This window comes from Reyranella sp. (genome assembly GCF_017305915.1).
Classification (GTDB): domain Bacteria; phylum Pseudomonadota; class Alphaproteobacteria; order Reyranellales; family Reyranellaceae; genus Reyranella.
This window is the reverse complement of sequence record NZ_JAFKJN010000021.1, coordinates 105,724-126,448: the sequence shown is the minus strand read 5'-3', so window position 1 is coordinate 126,448 and position 20,725 is coordinate 105,724. Positions and strand designations below refer to the sequence as shown.

The 20,725-nt window shown below is 66.9% G+C and carries 18 protein-coding genes; 7 read left to right on the top strand and 11 right to left on the bottom strand.

The window, feature by feature from the left end:
• Nucleotides 1-47 precede the first annotated feature (47 nt).
• Both J0J01_RS21385 and J0J01_RS21380 read left to right on the top strand, forming a co-directional pair.
• A complete protein-coding gene (locus J0J01_RS21385; RefSeq protein WP_296384360.1) occupies nucleotides 48-5,492 on the top strand; it encodes a HAMP domain-containing protein in 5,445 nt (1,814 codons plus the stop codon).
• A 31-nt stretch (nucleotides 5,493-5,523) separates the two neighbouring features.
• A complete protein-coding gene (locus tag J0J01_RS21380) occupies nucleotides 5,524-7,395 on the top strand; it encodes an HWE histidine kinase domain-containing protein (RefSeq protein WP_296384358.1) in 1,872 nt (623 codons plus the stop codon).
• Between the two features lie 30 nt (nucleotides 7,396-7,425).
• Here the strand turns inward: J0J01_RS21380 and J0J01_RS21375 are convergent, their stop codons facing one another.
• The 7 genes from J0J01_RS21375 to J0J01_RS21345 all read right to left on the bottom strand — a co-directional run bounded on the left by J0J01_RS21375 (nucleotide 7,426) and on the right by J0J01_RS21345 (nucleotide 13,254).
• Nucleotides 7,426-8,757: an FAD-binding oxidoreductase gene (locus J0J01_RS21375; RefSeq protein WP_296384357.1), complete on the bottom strand. Its 1,332-nt coding sequence runs from the start codon at nucleotides 8,755-8,757 to the stop codon at nucleotides 7,426-7,428.
• 11 nt (nucleotides 8,758-8,768) lie between these two features.
• On the bottom strand, nucleotides 8,769-9,560 hold the full coding sequence (locus tag J0J01_RS21370) for an ABC transporter permease (RefSeq protein WP_296384355.1): 792 nt from the start codon (nucleotides 9,558-9,560) through the stop codon (nucleotides 8,769-8,771).
• Nucleotides 9,557-10,327, bottom strand: coding sequence for an ABC transporter permease (locus tag J0J01_RS21365; RefSeq protein ID WP_296384352.1), 771 nt, complete (start codon nucleotides 10,325-10,327; stop codon nucleotides 9,557-9,559). The genes J0J01_RS21370 and J0J01_RS21365 overlap by 4 nt, the downstream gene beginning before the upstream one ends.
• Before the next feature lie 94 nt (nucleotides 10,328-10,421).
• Nucleotides 10,422-11,456 carry an ABC transporter ATP-binding protein gene (locus J0J01_RS21360; RefSeq protein WP_296384350.1) on the bottom strand — a complete coding sequence of 345 codons (1,035 nt, stop codon included), beginning with the start codon at nucleotides 11,454-11,456 and terminating at the stop codon, nucleotides 10,422-10,424.
• A gap of 3 nt (nucleotides 11,457-11,459) precedes the next feature.
• Nucleotides 11,460-12,515, bottom strand: coding sequence for an ABC transporter substrate-binding protein (locus tag J0J01_RS21355; RefSeq protein ID WP_296384348.1), 1,056 nt, complete (start codon nucleotides 12,513-12,515; stop codon nucleotides 11,460-11,462).
• Nucleotides 12,516-12,614: 99 nt separating this feature from the next.
• Nucleotides 12,615-12,941, bottom strand: coding sequence for a hypothetical protein (locus tag J0J01_RS21350; protein ID WP_296384346.1), 327 nt, complete (start codon nucleotides 12,939-12,941; stop codon nucleotides 12,615-12,617).
• Between the two features lie 76 nt (nucleotides 12,942-13,017).
• Entirely contained in the window at nucleotides 13,018-13,254 is a 237-nt protein-coding gene (locus tag J0J01_RS21345; RefSeq protein ID WP_296384345.1) for a hypothetical protein, read from the bottom strand.
• A gap of 93 nt (nucleotides 13,255-13,347) precedes the next feature.
• Here J0J01_RS21345 and J0J01_RS21340 point away from each other — a divergent pair, with 93 nt between their 5' ends.
• The 4 genes from J0J01_RS21340 (at nucleotide 13,348) to J0J01_RS21325 (ending at nucleotide 15,748) form a co-directional block, all read left to right on the top strand.
• Entirely contained in the window at nucleotides 13,348-14,247 is a 900-nt protein-coding gene (locus J0J01_RS21340) for an ABC transporter substrate-binding protein (protein WP_296384343.1), read from the top strand.
• 36 nt (nucleotides 14,248-14,283) lie between these two features.
• On the top strand, nucleotides 14,284-15,201 hold the full coding sequence (locus tag J0J01_RS21335; protein WP_296384341.1) for a hypothetical protein: 918 nt from the start codon (nucleotides 14,284-14,286) through the stop codon (nucleotides 15,199-15,201).
• 111 nt (nucleotides 15,202-15,312) lie between these two features.
• Entirely contained in the window at nucleotides 15,313-15,486 is a 174-nt protein-coding gene (locus J0J01_RS21330; protein WP_296384339.1) for a hypothetical protein, read from the top strand.
• Between the two features lie 61 nt (nucleotides 15,487-15,547).
• Nucleotides 15,548-15,748 (top strand): hypothetical protein, encoded by a 201-nt coding sequence (locus tag J0J01_RS21325; protein ID WP_296384337.1) that lies wholly within the window; start codon nucleotides 15,548-15,550, stop codon nucleotides 15,746-15,748.
• Here the strand turns inward: J0J01_RS21325 and J0J01_RS21320 are convergent.
• From J0J01_RS21320 to ugpC, 4 genes are all read right to left on the bottom strand, one after another.
• Complete coding sequence (locus J0J01_RS21320; protein WP_296384335.1) at nucleotides 15,712-16,620, bottom strand: carbohydrate ABC transporter permease; 909 nt, start codon at nucleotides 16,618-16,620, stop codon at nucleotides 15,712-15,714. The genes J0J01_RS21325 and J0J01_RS21320 overlap by 37 nt on opposite strands.
• Nucleotides 16,613-17,569 carry a sugar ABC transporter permease gene (locus tag J0J01_RS21315; RefSeq protein ID WP_296384333.1) on the bottom strand — a complete coding sequence of 319 codons (957 nt, stop codon included), beginning with the start codon at nucleotides 17,567-17,569 and terminating at the stop codon, nucleotides 16,613-16,615. Before J0J01_RS21315 ends, J0J01_RS21320 begins: the two co-directional genes overlap by 8 nt.
• A 12-nt stretch (nucleotides 17,570-17,581) precedes the next feature.
• Nucleotides 17,582-18,910, bottom strand: coding sequence for an extracellular solute-binding protein (locus J0J01_RS21310; protein WP_296384331.1), 1,329 nt, complete (start codon nucleotides 18,908-18,910; stop codon nucleotides 17,582-17,584).
• A gap of 158 nt (nucleotides 18,911-19,068) precedes the next feature.
• Nucleotides 19,069-20,121 (bottom strand): sn-glycerol-3-phosphate ABC transporter ATP-binding protein UgpC, encoded by a 1,053-nt coding sequence (ugpC, locus tag J0J01_RS21305; protein ID WP_296384329.1) that lies wholly within the window; start codon nucleotides 20,119-20,121, stop codon nucleotides 19,069-19,071.
• A 190-nt stretch (nucleotides 20,122-20,311) separates the two neighbouring features.
• On the opposite strand from ugpC, the gene J0J01_RS21300 reads away from it, so the two are divergent.
• Nucleotides 20,312-20,704 carry a DoxX family protein gene (locus J0J01_RS21300; RefSeq protein ID WP_296384327.1) on the top strand — a complete coding sequence of 131 codons (393 nt, stop codon included), beginning with the start codon at nucleotides 20,312-20,314 and terminating at the stop codon, nucleotides 20,702-20,704.
• Nucleotides 20,705-20,725: the final 21 nt, after the last annotated feature.

Below are 20,725 nucleotides of genomic sequence, written 5' to 3'. Positions count from 1 at the left end.
GCGTAAATCCTGTGGCCGTATAGTGGAAGTTTCGGGGGTTTCCAGAAATGAGCATCGACACGGTTTCGCCGGCCAAGGGTTCATCTCTCCCCCCGGCGTCGCGAGGCGGTGCCCAACAGAATGCCGATCTCCGCGACCTGCTGCGCGCCCTGGAAAGCGTCCGCGGCGGCGACTTCTCGGTCCGCCTGACCCGCGAGCGCGAAGGCCACATGGGCCGCATCGCGGTGCTGTTCAACGAGATCGTCGCGGCCAACCAGAACATGGCCCAGCAGCTCGAGCGCATCGGCAAGGCGGTCGGCGAGCAGGGCCGCACCCGCCAGCGCGTGAAGTTCGGCATCGCCGGCGGCTCGTGGGGCGAGATGGAGACCTCGGTCAACAGCCTGATCGACGACCTGGTCTGGCCGACTACCGAAGTGACCCGCGTGATCTCCGCCGTGGCGCAGGGCGACCTGCTGCAGACGGTGCGGCTCGACGTCGACGGCCGGCCGCTCAAAGGCGAGTTCCTGCGCTCGGCCAACATCGTCAACACCATGATCAAGCAGCTCTCGGTGTTCACCTCCGAGGTGACCCGCGTGGCGCGCGAGGTCGGCACCGAGGGCAAGCTTGGCGGCCAGGCCAAGGTGTCCGAGGTGACCGGCGTGTGGCGCGAGCTGACCGAGTCGGTCAACTCGATGGCCAACAACCTGACGGCGCAGGTCCGCAACATCTCCGACGTGACCATCGCGGTGGCCAACGGCGACCTGTCGCGCAAAATCACCGTCGACGTGCGCGGCGAGATCCTGCAGCTCAAGGAAGCCATCAACACCATGGTGGACCAGCTGCGCTCCTTCGCCTCGGAAGTGACGCGCGTGGCCCGCGAGGTCGGCACCGACGGCAAGCTGGGCGGCCAGGCGATCGTGCCCGGCGTCGCCGGCACCTGGAAGGATTTGACCGACTCGGTCAACGCGATGTGCGGCAACCTGACCGATCAAGTGCGCAACATCGCCGAGGTGACCACCGCCGTGGCGCGCGGCGACCTGTCGAAGAAGATCACCGTGAACGTGTCGGGCGAGATCCTGCAGCTCAAGGAAACCATCAACGTGATGGTCGACCAGCTCAACGGCTTCGCCGGCGAGGTGACCCGCGTCGCCCGCGAGGTCGGCACCGAGGGCAAGCTGGGCGGCCAGGCGCGCGTGCCCGGCGTCGCCGGCACCTGGAAGGACCTCACCGACAACGTCAACTCGATGGCGACCAACCTGACCGGTCAGGTGCGTAACATCGCCGAGGTGACGACCGCCGTGGCCAACGGCGACCTATCGAAGAAGATCACCGTCGACGTGCGCGGCGAGATCCTGCAGCTGAAAGAGACCATCAACACCATGGTGGACCAGCTCAACGGCTTCGCGGGCGAAGTGACCCGCGTGGCCCGCGAGGTCGGCACCGAAGGCAAGCTCGGCGGCCAGGCGCAGGTGCCGGGCGTCGCCGGCGTCTGGAAGGACCTGACCGACAACGTCAACCTCTTGGCCGCGAACCTGACGACCCAGGTGCGCAACATCGCCGACGTGACGACCGCGGTGGCGACCGGCGATCTGTCGAAGAAGATCACCGTCGATGCCTCGGGCGAGATCCTGCGCCTGAAGGAAACCATCAACACCATGGTGGACCAGCTCAACGGCTTCGCGGGCGAAGTGACCCGCGTGGCCCGCGAGGTCGGTACCGAAGGCAAGCTGGGCGGTCAGGCGCAGGTGCCCGGCGTCGCCGGTACCTGGAAGGATCTGACCGACAACGTGAACTTCATGGCGGCGAACCTGACCACGCAGGTCCGAAACATCGCCGAAGTCACCACCGCCGTGGCCAACGGCGACCTGTCGAAGAAGATCACCGTCGACGTGCGCGGCGAAATCCTGCAGCTCAAGGAAACCATCAACGTGATGGTCGATCAGCTGAACGGCTTCGCCGGCGAAGTGACCCGCGTGGCGCGCGAGGTCGGTACCGAGGGCAAGCTCGGCGGCCAGGCGCAGGTGCCGGGCGTCGCCGGCGTGTGGAAGGACCTGACCGACAACGTCAACCTCCTGGCCGCGAACCTGACGACCCAGGTGCGCAACATCGCCGAAGTGACGACCGCCGTGGCGACCGGCGACTTGTCGAAGAAGATCACCGTCGATGTGCGCGGCGAGATCCTTCAGTTGAAAGAGACCATCAACGTGATGGTCGATCAGCTCAACGGCTTCGCGGGCGAAGTGACGCGTATGGCGCGCGAGGTCGGCACCGAAGGCAAGCTCGGCGGCCAGGCGCAGGTGCCGGGCGTCGCGGGCGTGTGGAAGGACCTGACCGACAACGTCAACCTCTTGGCCGCGAACCTGACGACCCAGGTGCGCAACATCGCCGAAGTCACCACCGCCGTGGCGAACGGCGACTTGTCGAAGAAGATCACCGTCGACGTGCGCGGCGAGATCCTTCAGCTCAAGGAAACCATCAACACCATGGTCGATCAGCTCAACGGCTTTGCCGGCGAGGTGACCCGCATGGCGCGCGAGGTCGGCACCGAGGGCAAGCTCGGCGGCCAGGCGCAGGTGCCGGGCGTCGCCGGCACCTGGAAGGACCTGACCGGCAACGTCAACATGCTGGCGGCTAACCTGACGACCCAGGTGCGCGCCATCGCCGAGGTGGCGACCGCGGTGACCAAGGGCGACCTGACGCGATCGATCCAGGTCGATGCCTACGGCGAAGTGGCGGAGCTGAAGGACAAGCTCAACACCATGATCGACAACCTCCGCCTGACGACGGAGCGCAACACCGAGCAGGACTGGCTGAAGACCAACCTCGCCAAGTTCACCAACATGCTGCAGGGCCAGCGTGACCTCAGCACCGTCGGCCGACTGATGCTGTCGGAGCTGACGCCGCTGGTCGCCGCCCACCAGGCGGTGATCTACCGGCTGCACGGCGAGGATGACACCATCCTGCGCCTGCTCTCGGCCTATGCCGACACCGGTGGCGATGCGCATCCCGTGGAGATCCGCATCGGCGAGGGTCTGATCGGCCAGTGCGCCGCCGACAAGCGGCAGATCCTGATCAGCGACATGCCGGCCGACGCGCGGCCGATCACGTCGGGCCTGTTCAAGGCCTCGCCCAAGAACATCGTCGTCCTGCCGGTCCTGTTCGAAGGCCAGGTCAAGGCGGTGATCGAGCTCGCCTCCTTGAGCCACTTCACCGAGCTGCAGATCGCCTTCCTCGAGCAGCTCACCGCCTCGATCGGCATCGTGCTGAACTCGATCGAAGCCACCATGCAGACCGAGGACCTGCTGCAGCAGTCCCAGAAGCTCGCCGGTGAGCTGCAGAGCCAGCAGGGCGAATTGCAGCAGACCAACGAGCAGCTCGAGCAGAAGGCCCAGCAGCTCGCCGAGCGCAACACCGAGGTCGAGCGCAAGAACCAGGAGATCGAGCAGGCCCGGCGCGCGGTGGAAGAGAAGGCGACCGAGCTGGCGCTGACCTCGCGCTACAAGTCGGAGTTCCTGGCCAACATGAGCCATGAGCTGCGCACGCCGCTCAACTCGATCCTGATCCTGGGCCAGCAGCTCGCCGACAACCCCGACGGCAACCTCAGGCCCAAGCAGGTCGAGTTCGCCCGCACCATCCACGGCGCCGGCACCGACCTGTTGAACCTGATCTCCGACATCCTCGACCTCTCCAAGATCGAATCCGGCACCGTCACCGTCGATGCCGAGGAGATCTTCTTCACCAACGTGCTCGAGACCGTGGCTCGGCCGTTCCGCCATCAGGCCGAATCGCAGGGCCTCAGCTTCGACGTCCAGGTCGATCCGTCGCTGCAGCGCAGCCTTGTCACGGACTCCAAGCGCCTGCAGCAGATCCTCAAGAACCTGCTCAGCAACGCGCTGAAGTTCACCGCCCAGGGCGGCGTGCGGCTGCGCGTGGTGCCGGTGAAGGTGGGCTGGCGGCCGGACAACACCAGCCTCAACCAGGCGTCGTCGGTCGTGGCCTTCGAGGTCACCGACACCGGTGTCGGCATTCCGGTCGAGAAGCAGAAGATCGTGTTCGAGGCCTTCCAGCAGGCCGACGCCTCGACCAGCCGCAAGTACGGCGGCACGGGCCTCGGCCTCGCGATCTCCCGCGAGCTGGCACAGCTCCTGGGCGGCGAGCTGACGCTGCGCTCGACGCCGGGCATGGGCTCGACCTTCACCCTGTTCCTGCCGACCATGTACACCGGCCCGCGCACCGCAGTGCGCCAGCCGGTGCCGGGCGCCGCGCCGGTGCTGCAGGCCGCCCTGCCCGAGCATCTCGCCGACCAGTTCCCCGACGACCGCCACAACCTGCAACCCGGCGAGCCGACGCTGCTGATCGTCGAGGACGATCCAAACTACGCCGGCATCCTGGTCGATGCCGCGCACGCCGCCGGCCTCAAGGCGCTGGTCACCGCGCGCGGCGCCGAGGCGCTCGATCTCGCGCTCGAGTACCGGCCGGTCGCCATGTCGCTCGACATCTTCCTGCCCGACATGCTGGGCTGGAACGTGCTCAGCCAGTTCAAGCGCACGCTGGAGACGCGCCACATCCCGGTCCAGATCCTGTCGATGGACGAGGACCGCCAGCAGGGCCTGGCGCGCGGCGCCTTCTCCTACATGAACAAGCCGACCACGACCGAGGGGCTGAGCGCGGCCCTGAACCGGATCAGCGAATACGTGAAGCCGCGCCGCAAGCGGCTGCTGATCGCCGAGGACAACGAGGCCGAGCGCATGAGCGTGAGCGAGCTGCTGTCGCATCCCGACATCGAGATCGACATCGCCGACACCGGTCAGGGCGCGCTCGACAAGCTGCGCGAGAACCGCTTCGACTGCATGGTCCTCGACCTGCGCCTGCCCGACATGTCGGGCTTCGAGGTGCTGGAGCAGATGCAGGCCGACGAGGTGCTCGCCGACCTGCCGGTCGTGGTCTTCACCGGCCGCGACCTCAGCTCCGAAGAGGATGCGCGGCTGCACACCATGGCCCGCTCGATCGTGGTCAAGGGCGCGGCCTCGCCCGAGCGGCTGTTCGACGAGACCGCCCTCTTCCTGCACCAGGTCGCCGCCGACCTGCCGGCCGACAAGCAGAAGCTGCTGGAGCGCCTGCACGCCTCCGACGAGATGCTGGCCGGCCGCACCGTGCTGGTGGTCGACGACGACACCCGCAACATCTTCGCTCTCTCGAGCGCGCTCGAGCGGCGCAACATGAACGTGCTGACCGCCACCACCGGCCAGGAGGCGATCTCGATCCTCGAGAAGTCGCCCGAGGTCGCGATCGTGCTGATGGACATCATGATGCCCGAGATGGACGGCTACCAGACGATCGCGCTGATCCGCAGCAATTCGGCGCTGCGCCGGCTGCCGATCATCGCGCTGACCGCCAAGGCGATGAAGGGCGACCGCGAGAAGTGCCTGGAGGCCGGCGCCTCCGACTACCTCGCCAAGCCGGTCAACACCGAGCAGCTGTTCAGCGCGCTGCGGCTCTGGCTGCACCGCTAGAAGACATCAAGGACCAGCCGCACACCGCGTCATGGACAAGGTCAACATCCTCCTGGTGGACGACCAGCCAGCCAAGCTCCTGAGCTACGAGGTCATCCTCGAGGAGCTTGGCGAGAACCTGATCAAGGCCAACTCGCCGCACGAGGCGCTCGGCATCCTGCTCAAGACCGACATCGCCGTCGTGCTGATCGACGTGGTGATGCCGCAGATCGACGGCTTCCAGCTCGCGGCGATGATCCGCGAGCATCCACGCTTCCAGAAGCTCGCCATGATCTTCGTCTCGGGCGTGCAGATCGCCGAGACCGACCATCTGCGCGGCTACGAGATCGGCGCGGTCGACTACGTCACCGTGCCGGTGGTGCCCGAGGTGCTGCGCGCCAAGGTCCGGGTGTTCACCGAGCTCTACCGCAAGACCCGCCAGCTCGAGACGCTGAATGCCGAGCTCGAGCAGCGCGTCGCCGCGCGCACCGCCGAGCTCGAGGCGCAGACCGAGAAGCTGCGCCAGAGCGAGGAACGGCGCTCGATCGCGCTGTCGGCGGGCGACATGGGCTCGTGGGAGGTCGACCTCGCCACCGGCCACATCGAATGGGACGACGGCCCTTACCGCATCTTCGGCGTCGATCCGGCGGCCTTCCAGCCGACCGTCGAGCACATCGAGGCGATGATGCATCCCGAGGACCGCGAGCGAAGCTCGGTGGCGGGGCTGGTCGCCGAGGGCGGGTCGCGCTTCCAGGTCGAGTTCCGTATCGTCCGGCCGAGCGGCGAGGTGCGCTGGTGCTACGGCGCCGGCATCATCAGCCGCGAGCCCGACGGCAAGCCGCTGCGCATGACCGGCGTCACCGTCGACGTCACCGACCGCAAGCGCGCCGAGGAGCGCCAGCTGCTGCTCGCCCGCGAGGTCGACCATCGCGCCAAGAACATGCTGGCCGTGGTGCTGTCGGTCCTCAGGCTGACCAAGGCCCAGACCACGGCCGACTTCATCTCGACGGTTGAGGGCCGCATCCACGCGCTGGCTGCCACGCACAACCTCCTGTCGGCGACGCGCTGGCAGGGCGCCAACCTGCGCCAGATCGTCGACGAGGAGATGGCGCCCTATCGCGCCGACGATCGCGAGCGCGTCGCGGCCGAGGGCTCGCCGGCGATGCTGCTGCCGGCCACCGCCCAGGCCGTGGCGCTCGCCCTGCACGAGCTCGCAACCAACGCCGCGAAGTACGGCGCGCTGTCGACCGACACCGGCAAGCTCAAGGTCACCTGGTCGATCGGCTCCGATGCGCTCGAGCTCGAATGGGAGGAGACCGGCGGGCCGCCGGCCAAGCCGCCCTCGTCGCTGGGCTTCGGCCTGTCGATTGTGCGGTCGTCGATCGAGGCGCAGTTCCGCGGCGGCGTCGACTACGACTGGCGCCCCGAGGGCCTGCGCTGCCGCCTGATGATCCCGCGGGCGCAGATCGTCACGCCCGACCCGATGCCGCAGAATCCGACGACGCCGTCGAAGGCCGGGGCCCAGTCGCTGCCGCGCGGCCTGTCGGGCAAGCGCCTGCTGATGGTCGAGGACGAGTTCCTGGTCGGCATGATGGCCAAGAAGCTGCTCGAAAGCCTGGGCGCGATCGTGATCGGCCCCTACGCCCGGCTGGCCGACGGCCTGGCCGCCGCCAAGGTCGAGCGCTTCGACGGCGCGCTGCTCGACTTCAACCTGGCGGGCGAGCTGGCCGAGCCGCTGGCCGACTTCCTGACCGCGCACGGCGTGCCGTTCGTGTTTCTGACCGGCTACCAGCGCGACAGCATCGACCGGCGCTACGCCAACGTGCCGCTGCTGCAGAAGCCGATCGAGCCGGAATCGCTCGAACGCGTGCTGGTCTCGCTGCTCGACACCCCGGTGCCCTTGCGGGCCGCCGAAGCCGACTGAAAATCATCCGGACCGCGGTCCGGGTGAATTCTACGCCCTTACCCGGTCCCACCAGTCGCGGGTGCGGTACCAGGCGCCGACGAACGGCAGCACCCATTCGGGATTGCCGCTGTAGAACGGCACGGTCGGGAAGGGCTGGCCGTCGAAGGCGTTCACCGGCGCGTTCGTGCCGCCGACGATCTTGCGCGCGGTCTGGTAGCCGAGATAGCTCATCATCGCCACGCCCGAGCCGTTGCAGGCCATCAGGTAGTGCATGCCCTGCTCCATGCCCATGTGCGGCAGGAAGTCGAAGGCGAAGGCGACGTTGCCGGTCCAGGCGTGGGTGACTTTCACGCCCTTGAGCTGCGGCCAGCGTTCCAGCATGTAGCCGTGCAGCACCGGCGCGCTGACCTCGGGCGTCACCTGGGTGAAGCGCGCCCGGCCGCCGAAGATCACGCGCTTGAAGTCGGGCGACTGGCGGTAATAGCAGAGCACCCGCTTGGTATCGCTGACCACGCGATTCTTGGGGATCAGGCTGCGGACCAGGTCCTCGGGCAGTTCCTCGGTCGCGATGATGTGGCTGGCCACCGGCACCAGCTTGCGCCGGAGCGTCGGCGTCAGCTCGGTGGTGTAGCCGTTGGTCGCGATCACGACCTCTTTCGCCTCGATCGGGCCCTTGCTGGTGAGCACGCGAAAACCGCCGGACTTGCGCTCGATCTGCTCGGCATTGCACTGCGCGCACAGCTTGGCGCCGGCGCGATGCGTGGCCGCGAGCAGGCCGCCGTAATAGAGCGCCGGGTTAAGCTGGCCCGTGCGCTCCACCACCATGCCGCCGTAGTAATAGTCCGACGCGATCTCCTCGCGCTGTTTTTCACGCGGGATCATGTACGTTCCGAGCCCGGCGCTCGCATTGTAGGTGCCGACCTTGGCCGCCTGCTCCTGGAAGTGGCGCGGCGTGTAGGCGCCGCTGAAGCGGCCGTTCATGCGCCAGTGGCATTCGATGCCCTCGCGGCGGATCACCGTCTCGACCTGGCTGAGCGAATCGGCGGCGTCGGCCAGCATGCGCTGCATGATCTGCTTCCAGGCCTCGGCATCGCCGCCGACGCCCTTGCCGGAGAAGCCCTTGCCCATGGTGGTGCCGCCGCTCACCCCGCCGCCGTTGCGAGTCGAGGCGCCGACGCCGAAATCGCCGCGCTCCAGCACCGTCACGTCGACGCCGGAGCGGCCGAGCTCCAGCGCGGTCGACAGGCCGCCATAGCCCGCGCCGACCACCAGCACGTCGGTCTTGAGCGGCGGGTCTTGCGACAGGTCGTTGTTGGGATGCCACCATTCCCACCACCACGGCATCGCCTTGAAGTCCTTGTGGAACACGGTGTCAGCCATGGCTACTCCTTCTAGCGCGCGCTGCCTTGCAGCCCACGCCCGAAACGACCGATCAGGACGAGCACGATCGAGACCAGGACGATCTGCATCACCGACACGGCGGCGATGGTCGGATCGATCTCCATCAGGATGTTGTCGAACATCTTCTTGGGCAAGGTCATGTTCGGGCCGGCGAGGAACAGCGCGACCACCAGCTCGTCGAACGACGAGATGAAGGCGAGCAGGCCGGCCGAGACCAGGCTCGGCCGCAGCAACGGCAGGGTGACGCGGAACAGGGTTTGCAGGCGGCTGGCGCCCAGCCCTTCCGCCGCCTGCTCCAGCGCGCGATCGAAGTCGCGCAGGCCCGCCATCATGACCAGCACCACGAACGGCAGGGCCAGCACGGTGTGGGCCACCACCAGCCCGTACCATTCGCCGATCAGCTTCAGCTTGGCGAACAGGCCGTACAGGCCGACCGACAGGATGATGACCGGCACGATCAGGGGCGCCAGCGCCAGCCGATCGACCGCGATCCGGCCGGCGTAGCGGCCGCGCGCCAGGCTGAAGGCGAGCGGCACGCCGAGCAGCAGCGCCAGCACCGCCGTGGCGCCGCCGACATAGAGCGAGCGCACGGTGGCGTCGATCCATTGCGGATCGTCGAGATAGCGCTCGTACCACTGGGTGCTGAGGCCGGGCGGCGGGAACTGCATGTAGGGCGCGGAGCTCAGCGAGATCGGGAACACCACGACCAGCGGCAGCATCAGGAAGACGTAGATCAGCGTGCAGAGCGCGACGAGCAGGCGGCGGTTCCCGTTCGGCTTCATGGGCGCGCCTCCTGCCGGGTGAAGGCCTGGGCCAGGCTGTAGACCCCGAGGGTCAGCGCCAGCAGCACGGCCGACAGCGCCGCCGCGAACGGCCAGTTCAGGGTCTGGTGGATCTGCTGCTCGATCAGCACCGCCAGCATCATCACCTTGCCGCCGCCCAGCAGCGCCGGCGTGATGAAGAAGCCGAGCGACAGCACGAACACGATGGTCGCGCCGGCAAAGATGCCCGGCAGGGTCAGCGGCAAGTAGATGCGCCAGAAGATCGACCAGCTCGACGCGCCCAGCCCCTCGGCGGCCGCGACCAGCGCCGGATCGAGCCGCCGCACGGCGCCGTAGACCGGCAGCACCATGTAGGGCAGCAGGACATGCACCATGCCGATCAGCACGCCGGTGAAGTTGTTCAGCATCGGTATGGGATCGGCGATCACGCCTGCTTCGATCAGCCAGCGATTGAACACGCCGTTGCGGCCGAGCAGCACCATCCAGGCGTAGGTGCGGACCAGAACCGAGGTCCAGAGCGGCAGCAGCACGAAGATGAAGCCCAAGGTCGCCCAGCCCGGCGTCGTGGTGGCGATCAGGAAGCCCAGCGGATAGCCGACCAACAGGCAGATCACGGTGACGAGCAGGGCGATCTCGAAGGTGTTCCAGAAGACGCGAAGATAGAGCTCCTCGCCCAGTGCCTTGGCGTACCAGTCGAGCGATCCGTCCTCGATGCTGAAGCCCAGCATGCGCACGACCGGGAACAGGAAGAAGGCGAACAGCAGCACCAGCGCCGGCAGCGCGGGGAGTGCGGCTCGCCCCCACCCAGCCCTCCCCCGTCTGACGGGGGAGGGTAAGGGAGGGGGAAGGCCACCCGCCGTCCTAGAAGACATGGATCGACTCGGGCTCGATGCCGACGGAGATCCGGCTGCCAATCGCAGGCAGCGCGCCGGACGGCTGGCGCACGATCAGCTCCATCCCGGCGTCGCAGGCGAGCCTGAGCTTGATCGAGGAGCCGAGATAGACCGCCTCCTTGACCTCGCCGTTGAAGCTGTTGGCGCCGCGGCCGAAGCGCTCGGGCCGCATCAGCACGCCCACCCGGCTGCCGACCGACGCCGGATGGGCGATCAGCAGGCGACGGCCCGAATCGAGCGTCACCGAGCCCACCTCGGTGACGGTGCCGTGGAAGATGTTGCTCTCGCCCACGAAGTCGGCGACGAAATCGTTGGCCGGCCGCTCGTAGATCTCGGTGGTCGAGGCGACCTGCTCGATCGAGCCCTTGTTCATCACCGCGATGCGATCCGACAGGACCAGCGCCTCTTCCTGGTCGTGGGTGATGAAGATGGTCGTGAGGCCGAGCCGCCGCTGCAGCCGGCGCACCTCGAGCTGCATGGTCTCGCGCAGCTTGCGGTCGAGCGCGCCGAACGGCTCGTCGAGCAGCAGGAGCCGTGGATTGAAGACGATGGCGCGGGCGAGAGCGACCCGCTGCTGCTGGCCGCCCGAGAGCTGGCGCGGCAGGCGCCGGCCGTAGCCCTCGAGCTCGACCAGCTCCAGCGCCTCGGCGACGCGGCGCTCGATCTCGGCCTTGCCGACGTTGCGCATCTCCAGCGGGAAGGCGACGTTGCGCGCGACCGTCAGGTGCGGAAACAGCGCATAGTTCTGGAACACCATGCCGATGTCGCGCCGGGCCGGCGGCAGCGTGGTGATGTCGGTGCCATCGACCCTGACGCTGCCCGCATCCGGCGTCTCGAAGCCCGCGACGACCTTGAGTAGCGTGGTCTTGCCGGAGCCGCTGGGGCCCAGGATGGTCAGCAGCTCGCCGGAGGCGATGTCGAGGGACACACCGTCGAGCGCCACGACCTCGCCGAACCGCTTGACCAGGCCCTCGACCCTGAGGTCAGCCGAACGTGACGCCACCCGTTACGCTTTCTTCAGCTTCCAGGCGTTCCACAGCTCCAGCGCCTTGGTGCCGTTGGCGGCGTACCAGGAATCGTCGATCCAGAACTGCTTGTCGATGTACTGCGTCGGCAGGTAGGGCTTCACCTTGGCGTCGACGTAGTTCAGCGCCTCGAGATTGAGGCCGGGATAGCCGAGCTCGGTGGCATAGATCGCCTGCTGCTGCGGCACCGACATCTCGGCCAGCATCTTCTGGCCCCAGTACGCGTTCTTGGCGCCGCGCGGGATGACGAAGCTGCCCTGCTTCAGCGCGCCCTGGTTCCATTCGATCTCGACCGGCCCGCCCTTCTTGATCAGGTCGTAGAAACGGCCGTTCCAGCCGGTCGCCAGCACGACCTCCTTGTCGAGCAGGAGCTGCGCCGGCTGCTGGCCGGTCGCCCACCAGACGTTCACGTGCGGCTTGATCTGGTCGAGCTTCTTGAAGGCGCGGTCGAAGTCGATCGGGTAGATCTTGTCGGGGGTCACGCCGTCGGCGAGCAGCGCGAACTCGAGATTGTCGGTCGGATGGTCGCGCATCGAGCGCGCGCCGGGGAACTTCTTGACGTCCCACCAGTCGGCCCAGCTCTTGGGATGCGTGCCGCCTTTGAACACGTCGGTGCGGTAGCCGATGATCGTGGTGTAGACCGACGAGGCGAAGACGTACGGGCTGCGCGCCTTCTCGGGATACTTCGAGCGATCGACGATCTTGTCGTCGATCTTCTCGACCAGCTTCATCTCGGTGGCGCGGATCGCGTCCTGGCCGCCGATCTCGGTGACGTCCCATTCGACGTTGCCCGATTCGACCATGGCGCGCAGCTTGCCGAAGTCGGCGGGGCTCGTCTCGACCACGCGGATGCCGTACTTCTTCTCGAAGCCGTTGAAGAAGGCCTTGCGCATGGCGCTGCCCATCGCGCCGCCGGAATGGTTGACCACGATGCTCGCAGGCTTCGGCGGCTCCTGGGCGAGCGCACCACGGCTCGCGAGCGCGGCCGCGCTGCCGATCATCATTGCCTCGCGGCGGCCTACGATCTTCCTGGTCATGTCGCCCCCATCTGTTCGCGCAGACTGTAGGAGCGCGTCAGACCAAAGGAAAGGCCCGCCGGTTGGCGGGCCTTCCCGATAGGCGAACGACGATTGGTATTACGGCGTCGTGGTGTGCGGCGAGATCACGTGGCCGCCCGCGTCGATACGGTTGCCGCGGCGATCGTAGCGGAAGCCGTACTCGTCGCGGAACGCCTCGTCGTGCTGGCGCACGCCGCGGTAGGGGGACACCGCGGTCGCCTGCTGGTCCATCGGCTGCAGGCCCGGCGGTTGCTGTGTGTAGTCGCCCGGGCCGGGCTGCGCCGGACCGCCGACGAACGGCCGGCCATAGGGATCGCGCGCCATGTCGTAGCGCTGGTAGGTCTGAGCGTGGGCCGCGCCGGCGGCGCCGACCAGCGCCAGGATGACCAAGGTAGTGCGGATCATCTTTGCCTCCTGAGCTGTGATCTGCGGGGTAACGCAGCGTGCCCGAGAGGCGTTGCCGCAACCTTTCTCGCGCTGGCTAGCGCCAAACCGGACGGCCGAAATCGACCTGTCCGGGCGACGTCAGCACACCGGCACCGGCACCCAGCGCACCGCCCAGCAGCGCGCCGGTCAGCGGCGAGCCCGCGAGTGCGCCCCCCAGTAGACCGACGCCCGCGCCAATGCCGGCGCCGCTCAGCGCGCGGTCGCCGGTGCTCTCACCGCAGGCCGTGAGCCCGAGCAGCGGAACCGCCAGCAGAATCACCATCTGTTTCAACCAGCCCTCCATCGGATATCGTCGTGTTGGGGCTACGAAGCGGTTTGTGATGCATTGCGGCTGAACTGCGCCGATTTCAGGGAAGATGAGCCGATGATCCGCCTGTCCGAGAATTTCCGCGCGTTGTTCTACGCGCCCTTCTATGCCGCGCATGCGACCGGCGCCTTCACCGCAGCGGGCGTCGAGGTCGAGCTGGTCGCCTCGCCCAGCCCGCCGATGACGGTGAGGGCGCTGCGCGCCGGCGAGATCGACGTCATGTGGGGCGGGCCCTTGCGCGTGATGATGACCCGCGACGTCGAGCCCCGGTCGGACCTGGTCTGCTTCTGCGATGTCGTGGCGCGCGATCCGTTCTTCGTCATCGGTCGCGAGCCGCGGCCCGACTTCCGCTTCGCCGATCTCAAGGGCCGGAAGCTCGCGACGGTGTCAGAAGTGCCGACGCCGTGGATCTGCCTGGCCGACGACATCCGCCGCGCCGGCATCGATCCCGACACGCTGGACCGCATCGCCGACCGCTCGATGGCGGAGAACGAGGCCGCGCTGCGGGCCGGCACGGTCGACGCCATCCATGTCTTCCAGCCCTATGCCGAACGGCTGGTCGCCTCCGGCGCGGGCCACGTCTGGTATGAAGCGGCAACGCGCGGCCTCACCGCCTACACCACGCTGGTCACCCGCCGCAGCGTGCTGGAAAAGCGCGAGGACGATCTCCTCAAGATGACCCGCGCCGTGTACCGCACGCTCGGCTGGTTCGCGGCGACGCCGGCGGCGGAGATCGCCGGAAAACTGCAGCGCTATTTCCCCGATGTGCCGACGGACATCTTCGCCGGCGCCATCGACCGCTACCGAAACCTCAACCTGTGGGGGAGCGACCCGGTGATCCGCCGCGAGGGCTATGACCGCCTGCACGCCGCCATGCGCGCATTCGGGGCGCTTTCCAAGGACATCGCCTTCGACGATTGCGTCGATACAAGCCTCGCCAAGCGCGCCATCGCCTGACGTGCTAGGTTGCCGTCGCGCGAAGCGGGGGCTGCGATGATGCGATCTCTTCTGGCCACGATCCTGGCGTGGCTTTTCCTGTCATCGGCGACGATGGCGGAAACCGGGCTCGAGCGCTTCGAGCGCGAGATCAAGCCGCAGATCGAGCTCAAGAGCTTCACCTACAAGGGCGCCGAGGCGCTGGGCGACACCGGCTTCGTGCTGAACGAGGTGGTTGCGGTGATGCCGGCCAACGCCACCACCGGCGACAAGGACAGCACGCTCAAGATCGACAAGGTCACGGTCGAGGCGCTCGACTTCGAGCGCATGAAGAAGCTCAACGACGACGACATGCCCCGCTTCGCCAAAATCAAGCTGGAGGGCATGAGCGGCGACGAGGACATGTTCGCGCTGCTCGAGCCCTACGGCATCCCGCGGGTGCCGATGGACGTGGTGCTCGACTACCGGCTCGACGGCGTCCAGAAGGTGTTCACGCTCAACGCGCTCGAGATCGCGCTGCGCGGCCAGGGCAAGATCGCGCTGACGCTGGTGATCGACGGCGTCAGCGCGAAGTCGAGCGAGATGGCCGGCGCCAAGGACGACGGGAAGCTGCGCACCGCCTCGCTGACGCTCGACGACAAGGGCCTGATCGGCAAGCTGCTGCCGGCGATCGCCAAGGAGCAGGGCCAGTCCGCGGAGGGCTTCGTCGCCTTCGCCCTGGTGTCGATCGCGGCGTTCTGCGAGGGCCAGGGGCCGGCAACCTTGAAGGCGCTCGATGCCGTGGCCTCGTTCGTCAATGACTGGCAGGGCCCCAAAGGCGCCCTGGTGCTCGGGCTGAAGCCCGCCAAGACTGCGGGCCTGTCGGACCTCGACAAGGTCATGGAGCCCAACGCCCTGGTCGATATTTTCGGCCTCAGCGCGAGCTATCCCGGGACACGCGACGGAGCGGCCAAGGCGGGCCCGGCGAGCAAGTAAAATCCGTTATTATTCAGCACGTTAGAGATCGCAACTCTCGTCCCTGCCCAATCGTTTTCTCTCCAGCGGCGGCCATTGGGGCCGCCGTCTTGCGCACGAGGAGAGGAAACCATGAACGACCGGAACAATCCGAACCAGAACCCGTCGCAACAGCCCCCGAGCGAGCAGCAGCGCGAACAGCCCCAGCGCGAGCAGCAGCAGCGCCAGAATCGCAAGCCAGGGAACAAGAAGGGCGAGGCACAGCAGCCGAACCCGAACCCCAATCAGGGCGATATGAACCACTGACGCCCTTCAGACGTTGGAATGCCCGCCCGGTGTGGCGGGCATTCCTCTTTGGAGCCGTTCCATGCCCGACAAGCCCGAGACGCCTGCCGACATTCCGCCGACGCCGCCGACGCCGGGCAAGATCCAGCCGATCCCGCCGGAGATGCCGCCCAACGAAGTGCCTTGGCCGGAGATCCAGCCGCCGATACCGCATCCCGGCGGGCCGCCAAGCCCGGCGGCTCGGCCCTACTCCTTCACGGCGCCGGTCAGCGACGAGACGTAGTAGTCGACGAAGAAGGAATAGAAGATCGCGACCGGCAGCGAGCCCAGCAGCGAGCCCGCCATCAGTGCGCCCCACTGGTAGACGTCGCCCGACACCAGCTCGGTCAGGATGGCCACCGGCACGGTCTTCTTCTCGCTGCTCTGGATGAAGGCCAGCGAGTAGATGAACTCGTTCCAGCTCAGGGTGAAGGAGAAGATGCCGGCCGAGATCAGGCCCGGCACCGCGAGCGGCAGAGTGATGCGGCGCAGGATCTGCAGCCGCGTCGCGCCGTCGATCAACGCGCACTCTTCCAGCTCGTACGGGATCGATTTGAAGTAGCCGATCAGCAGCCAGGTCGAGAACGGCACCAGGAAGGTCGGGAAGGTCAGGATCAGCGCCAGCGGCGAATCGAACAGGCCGAGCTGAAAGACCGTGGTGGCGAGCGGAATGAACAGGATCGAGGGCGGCACCAGGTAGGCGAGGTAGATGCCCAGGCCGACATACTGGCTGCCCTTGAAGCGCAGGCGCTGGATCGCATAGGCCGCCAGCACGCTGGAGAACAGCGACAGCACGGTCGAGCCGACCGCCACGCCCATCGTGGTCAGCAGCCAGCTCGGATAGGCCGTCTCGAACAGCAGGTGCTTGATGTGGCCCAGCGTCGGGCTGCCGATCCAGAAGGGATTGTACTTCTTGTAGTCGTAGAGCTCGGCGTTCGGCTTGAAGGCCGTGATCGTCATCCAATAGAACGGGAACAGCAGCACGATGACGAAGCAGGCGAGCGGCAGGTAGATCGTCACCATCCGCCGCGCCTTGTTGTCCCACGCCATCTGCTCGGGGACGACGGTCGCCTTGCCCGAGGGGGTCTCGGCCTCGACCTTCACGACGTCAGTCATTGGCCTCTCCCTGCTGCCACTTGCGGCGCGCCAGCGCGAAGTAGCTGAACAGAGTGGCGACCACCAGGAACGGGATCATCGACACCGCGATCGCCGCACCCTCGCCCAGCTCGCCGCCGGCGATGCCGCGCTGGAAGGCGAGCGTCGCCATCAAGTGCGTGCTGTTGATCGGGCCGCCGCGGGTGATGGCATAGACAAGCTGGAAGTCGGTGAAGGTGAAGATGATCGAGAAGGTCATGACGATCGCGAGGATCGGCAGGAGCAGCGGGAAGGTGATGTAGCGGAAGCGCTGCCAGGCGGTCGAGCCGTCGAGCAGCGCCGCCTCGTAGAGCGACGGCGAGATGGTCTGCAGGCCGGCGAGCAGCGAGATCGCCACGAAGGGGATGCCGCGCCAGATATTGGCCGCAATCAGCGACCACCGGGCAGGCCAAGTGGTGCTGAGGAAATCGAACGGCTTCTCCCGGATGCCGAGCACGTCGACCGCGAGATAGGAGAAGATCGAGAACTGCGGATCGTAGAGCCACCAGAAGGCCAGCGCCGACAGCACCGTCGGCACGATCCACGGCAGCAGGATGATGGCCCGCAGCAGGCTCTTGAACGGCACGTGGTTGTTCAGGAGCAGGGCGAGCCACAGCCCGAGCGCGAATTTTCCGAAGGTCGCCACCGCCGTGTAGAACACGCTGTAGAAGACCGCGCTCCAGAATTGCGGGTCCTCCATCAGGTATTCGAAGTTGTCCCAGCCGACCCACTGGCCGGTGCGGCCGATCTTGGTGTCGGTGAACGACAGCCAGAGGCCGAGGCCCAGCGGATAGGTCAGGAACACGGTCAAGAGCCCGATTGCCGGAAACAGGCAGGCCACGACCAGGAACGGCTTGTAGTCGAAAAGACGCGCGAGCCAGCCGGGCTGCGGCCGCGCGCGCGTCCAATCGGTCATGGTGGCGACGGTCATCGGTTCGCCGGATTAGCGGTAGTAGCGGCGGGTACGGCGCTCCGCTTCCTTGACCGCGTCCTCCGGCTTGACCTGGCCCGAGGCGACCGAGGAGCACATCTGCACCAGGATGTACTCGGCGGCGACGGTGCCGGCGGCCTGGGTGATCGGGCCCTTGTAGCCGGTCCAGAACTGGTTGTTCATGCCGTCCTTGTAGACCGCGATCTTCGGATCCGACGTCCACACCTTGCTCTCGCCGTAGGCCTTGAGCGGATGCGCCCAGTAGCCGAGGCAGCCGGTCAGCCACGGATCGTACTGCTCGGCCTCCATCATGAAGGTGAGGTACGCCTTGGCCGCGTTCTGGTACTTGGAGTGCTTGAACAGCATGGCGTTCAGCACCAGCGCCGACTGCGGCTGCTTGCCGATGATGCCCTGCATCAGCGGCGCATGGTCTGTGTCGTCGGCGATCGCCTTGGTCGCCGGGTCGTTCTTGAGCGCGAAGTACATCGACACGCCGTTGGCGGTCAGGAACAGCTCGTTCGCCGCATAGGCGCGGTTGTTGCTGACGTCGTTCCACGAGAGCGTGCCCGACACGAAGCTCGGATAGAGCTCCTTCAGGTAGTTCAGCGCGTTGAGGGTTTCCTTGCTGTTGATCGCGACCTTGCCGGCGTCGTCGACCAGGAAGCCGCCGTGGCTCCAGATCAGCCAGTTGGCGAAGCCGTTGGCGTCGCCGACCGCGTTGCCGAGCGCGAAGCCCGCCGGCTTGTTGTTCTTCTTGAGCGCCTGGCAGAGCTTGAGGAAGCCCGCGTGGTCGTTCGGGATCGCATCGAAGCCCGCTTCCTTGACCGCCGATTTGCGGTAGACGATCGGGCCGGTCGAGCCGCCGAACGGCAGGCCGATCCAGTTGTTGCCGCCGGCCTTCTTGCCGTACTTCTCGGCGAGGAACTGCCAGCCGCCGTACTTCTTGCCGAGATACTCGGCGACGTCGGAGAGCTCGGACACCTTGTCGGAATAGACGTGCGGATCCTCGGCCCAGCCCAGGATGACGTCGGGGCCGGCGCCGGTGTTGGCCGACACCGCCGCCTGCTGGCGCAGGTCTTCCCAGCCGACGAAGTCGACCTTGACCGAGATGCCGGTCGCCTTGGTGAACTTCTCGGTGTTGGCGCGGAAGATCACCTCGTCGGGCTCGACGAAACGGGCGGGACGCAGGACGCGCAGCGAGGCGCCGTTCTCCGGCGTCAGCTTGGGAGCGGCGACATTGGCCACCGGAATGCTCTGGCCCGTCGCCTGCCGCGCCAGCGCCAGAGCCGCCGCCATTGCGCCGAATGCCATCGCCTCGCGGCGCCGAATGATGAACACCATTTTAAGTTTCCTCCTCTTACTCTCCTCCCCCGTCTGCGGGGGAGGTGGCGCGGTAGTCCGCGACGGAGGGGTCATGGGCCTCAGTATTGGCGAGAGTCATGACCCCTCCGTCCGCGTAAGACGCGGACACCTCCCCATCAGAATGGGGAGGGTAATCACTACAACCTCATCCCGGACTGCTGGTCGAACAGATGCACCAGCGCCGTGTCGGGACGCACCGGCAGGATCTCGCCCGGCTTGGCCGAGACGCGCTCGCGGAAGGCGCCGATCACCGGCTGGCCGCCGATTCGCATCAGCACCTGGGTCTCCGAGCCGGTCGGCTCGACCACCTGCACGGTCGCCGGGATGCCGCCGCTGTCGAGCTGCAGATGCTCGGGCCGCACGCCGTAGATCGCCGGGCCTTCCTTGGGCTTCGAACCGTTGACCGGCAGCGGCCATTCGGTGCCGTCGTCCATGCGCAGCCTGCCGCCGGTGACGATGCCCTTGACCATGTTCATCGCCGGCGAGCCGATGAAGCCCGCGACGAACAGGTTGGCCGGCTTGTCGTAGAGGTCGAGCGGCCGACCGGCCTGCTCGATATGGCCGTTGTTCATCACCACGATCTTGTCGGCCATGGTCATGGCCTCGATCTGGTCGTGGGTGACGTAGACGGTCGTGACCTTGAGCCGCTGGTGCAGCTCCTTGATCTCGGCCCTCATCTGCACGCGCAGCTTGGCGTCGAGGTTGGAGAGCGGCTCGTCGAACAGGAAGACCTGCGGGTTGCGCACGATGGCGCGGCCCATGGCGACGCGCTGACGCTGGCCGCCGGAGAGCTGGCGCGGGAAGCGGTGCAGGAGCTGCTCGAGGCCGAGAATCTTCGCGGCGCGGCCGACTTCCTGCTCCATCACCGACCGCGGCGCCTTCGCCAAGGTCAGCGAGAAGGCCATGTTGTCGAACACGGTCATGTGTGGATAGAGCGCGTAGTTCTGGAACACCATCGCGATGTCGCGATCCTTGGGCGGCACGGCGTTGACCACCTTGCCGCCGATCGCGATCTCGCCTGCGGTGATGTTCTCCAGCCCCGCCAGCATGCGCAGCAACGTGGATTTGCCGCAGCCTGAGGGGCCGACCAGGACCACGAACTCGCCATCGGCGATGTCGACGCTGACTCCGTGAAGGACTTCTACCGGACCAAACGCCTTCCGCACGTTGCGGATCTCGACCGTCGCCAATCACGCCTCCCACACACGCTCACGCAAACAGCATCGGTCTTCGCGCCGACTTTCACGCACCGATGATAGCAAGCCTCAGCGCGTGTGCGAGATACTGCTAACACATTGGTGACCGCTTCGCACAAGGGTGACCTGATAGACTGTTCGCATCGCGGATCGGAACGTTCCGCCAAACACTGACGGAGTTGTAATGGAAGCTCTTGCTCAATCCTGGGCGCCGCGGTTGCTCAGCGTGCTGCGAATCATGTCGGGCCTGCTGCTGCTGCAGCACGGCACCGGCAAATGGCTGAAATTCCCGGCCGGCGCCTATCCGCCTACCTTCAACGTGAACTCGATGCCCGGTTATGCTGGCATCATCGAACTGGTCTGCGGCATCCTGCTGGTGGTCGGCCTGTTCACCCGGCCGGTCGCTTTCATCGTTTCGGGCATGTGCGCCGTAGGTTACTTCTTGGTGCATGCACCTCAGGGCTTCTTCCCCATCCTCAACAAGGGCGAGCTCATCGCCCTCTACTGCTTCGTCTTCCTCTATATCGCCACCGCGGGCCCCGGCCCGTGGAGCCTCGACGCGCGGCGCCGGAAGTAGCGTCAACCGCCGCCGCTTCGC

Excerpts from the sequence above, each read along its gene's own strand:
- J0J01_RS21320 (WP_296384335.1), bottom strand. The coding sequence starts at position 16,620 with ATGACTGACGTCGTGAAGGTCGAGGCCGAGACCCCCTCGGGCAAGGCG.
- J0J01_RS21315 (WP_296384333.1), bottom strand. The coding sequence starts at position 17,569 with ATGACCGTCGCCACCATGACCGATTGGACGCGCGCGCGGCCGCAGCCC.
- J0J01_RS21350 (WP_296384346.1), bottom strand. The coding sequence starts at position 12,941 with ATGATCCGCACTACCTTGGTCATCCTGGCGCTGGTCGGCGCCGCCGGC.
- J0J01_RS21330 (WP_296384339.1), top strand. The coding sequence starts at position 15,313 with ATGAACGACCGGAACAATCCGAACCAGAACCCGTCGCAACAGCCCCCG.
- J0J01_RS21385 (WP_296384360.1), top strand. The coding sequence starts at position 48 with ATGAGCATCGACACGGTTTCGCCGGCCAAGGGTTCATCTCTCCCCCCG.
- J0J01_RS21370 (WP_296384355.1), bottom strand. The coding sequence starts at position 9,560 with ATGAAGCCGAACGGGAACCGCCGCCTGCTCGTCGCGCTCTGCACGCTG.
- J0J01_RS21355 (WP_296384348.1), bottom strand. The coding sequence starts at position 12,515 with ATGACCAGGAAGATCGTAGGCCGCCGCGAGGCAATGATGATCGGCAGC.
- J0J01_RS21300 (WP_296384327.1), top strand. The coding sequence starts at position 20,312 with ATGGAAGCTCTTGCTCAATCCTGGGCGCCGCGGTTGCTCAGCGTGCTG.
- J0J01_RS21340 (WP_296384343.1), top strand. The coding sequence starts at position 13,348 with ATGATCCGCCTGTCCGAGAATTTCCGCGCGTTGTTCTACGCGCCCTTC.
- J0J01_RS21375 (WP_296384357.1), bottom strand. The coding sequence starts at position 8,757 with ATGGCTGACACCGTGTTCCACAAGGACTTCAAGGCGATGCCGTGGTGG.
- J0J01_RS21335 (WP_296384341.1), top strand. The coding sequence starts at position 14,284 with ATGATGCGATCTCTTCTGGCCACGATCCTGGCGTGGCTTTTCCTGTCA.
- J0J01_RS21380 (WP_296384358.1), top strand. The coding sequence starts at position 5,524 with ATGGACAAGGTCAACATCCTCCTGGTGGACGACCAGCCAGCCAAGCTC.
- J0J01_RS21325 (WP_296384337.1), top strand. The coding sequence starts at position 15,548 with ATGCCCGACAAGCCCGAGACGCCTGCCGACATTCCGCCGACGCCGCCG.
- J0J01_RS21310 (WP_296384331.1), bottom strand. The coding sequence starts at position 18,910 with ATGGTGTTCATCATTCGGCGCCGCGAGGCGATGGCATTCGGCGCAATG.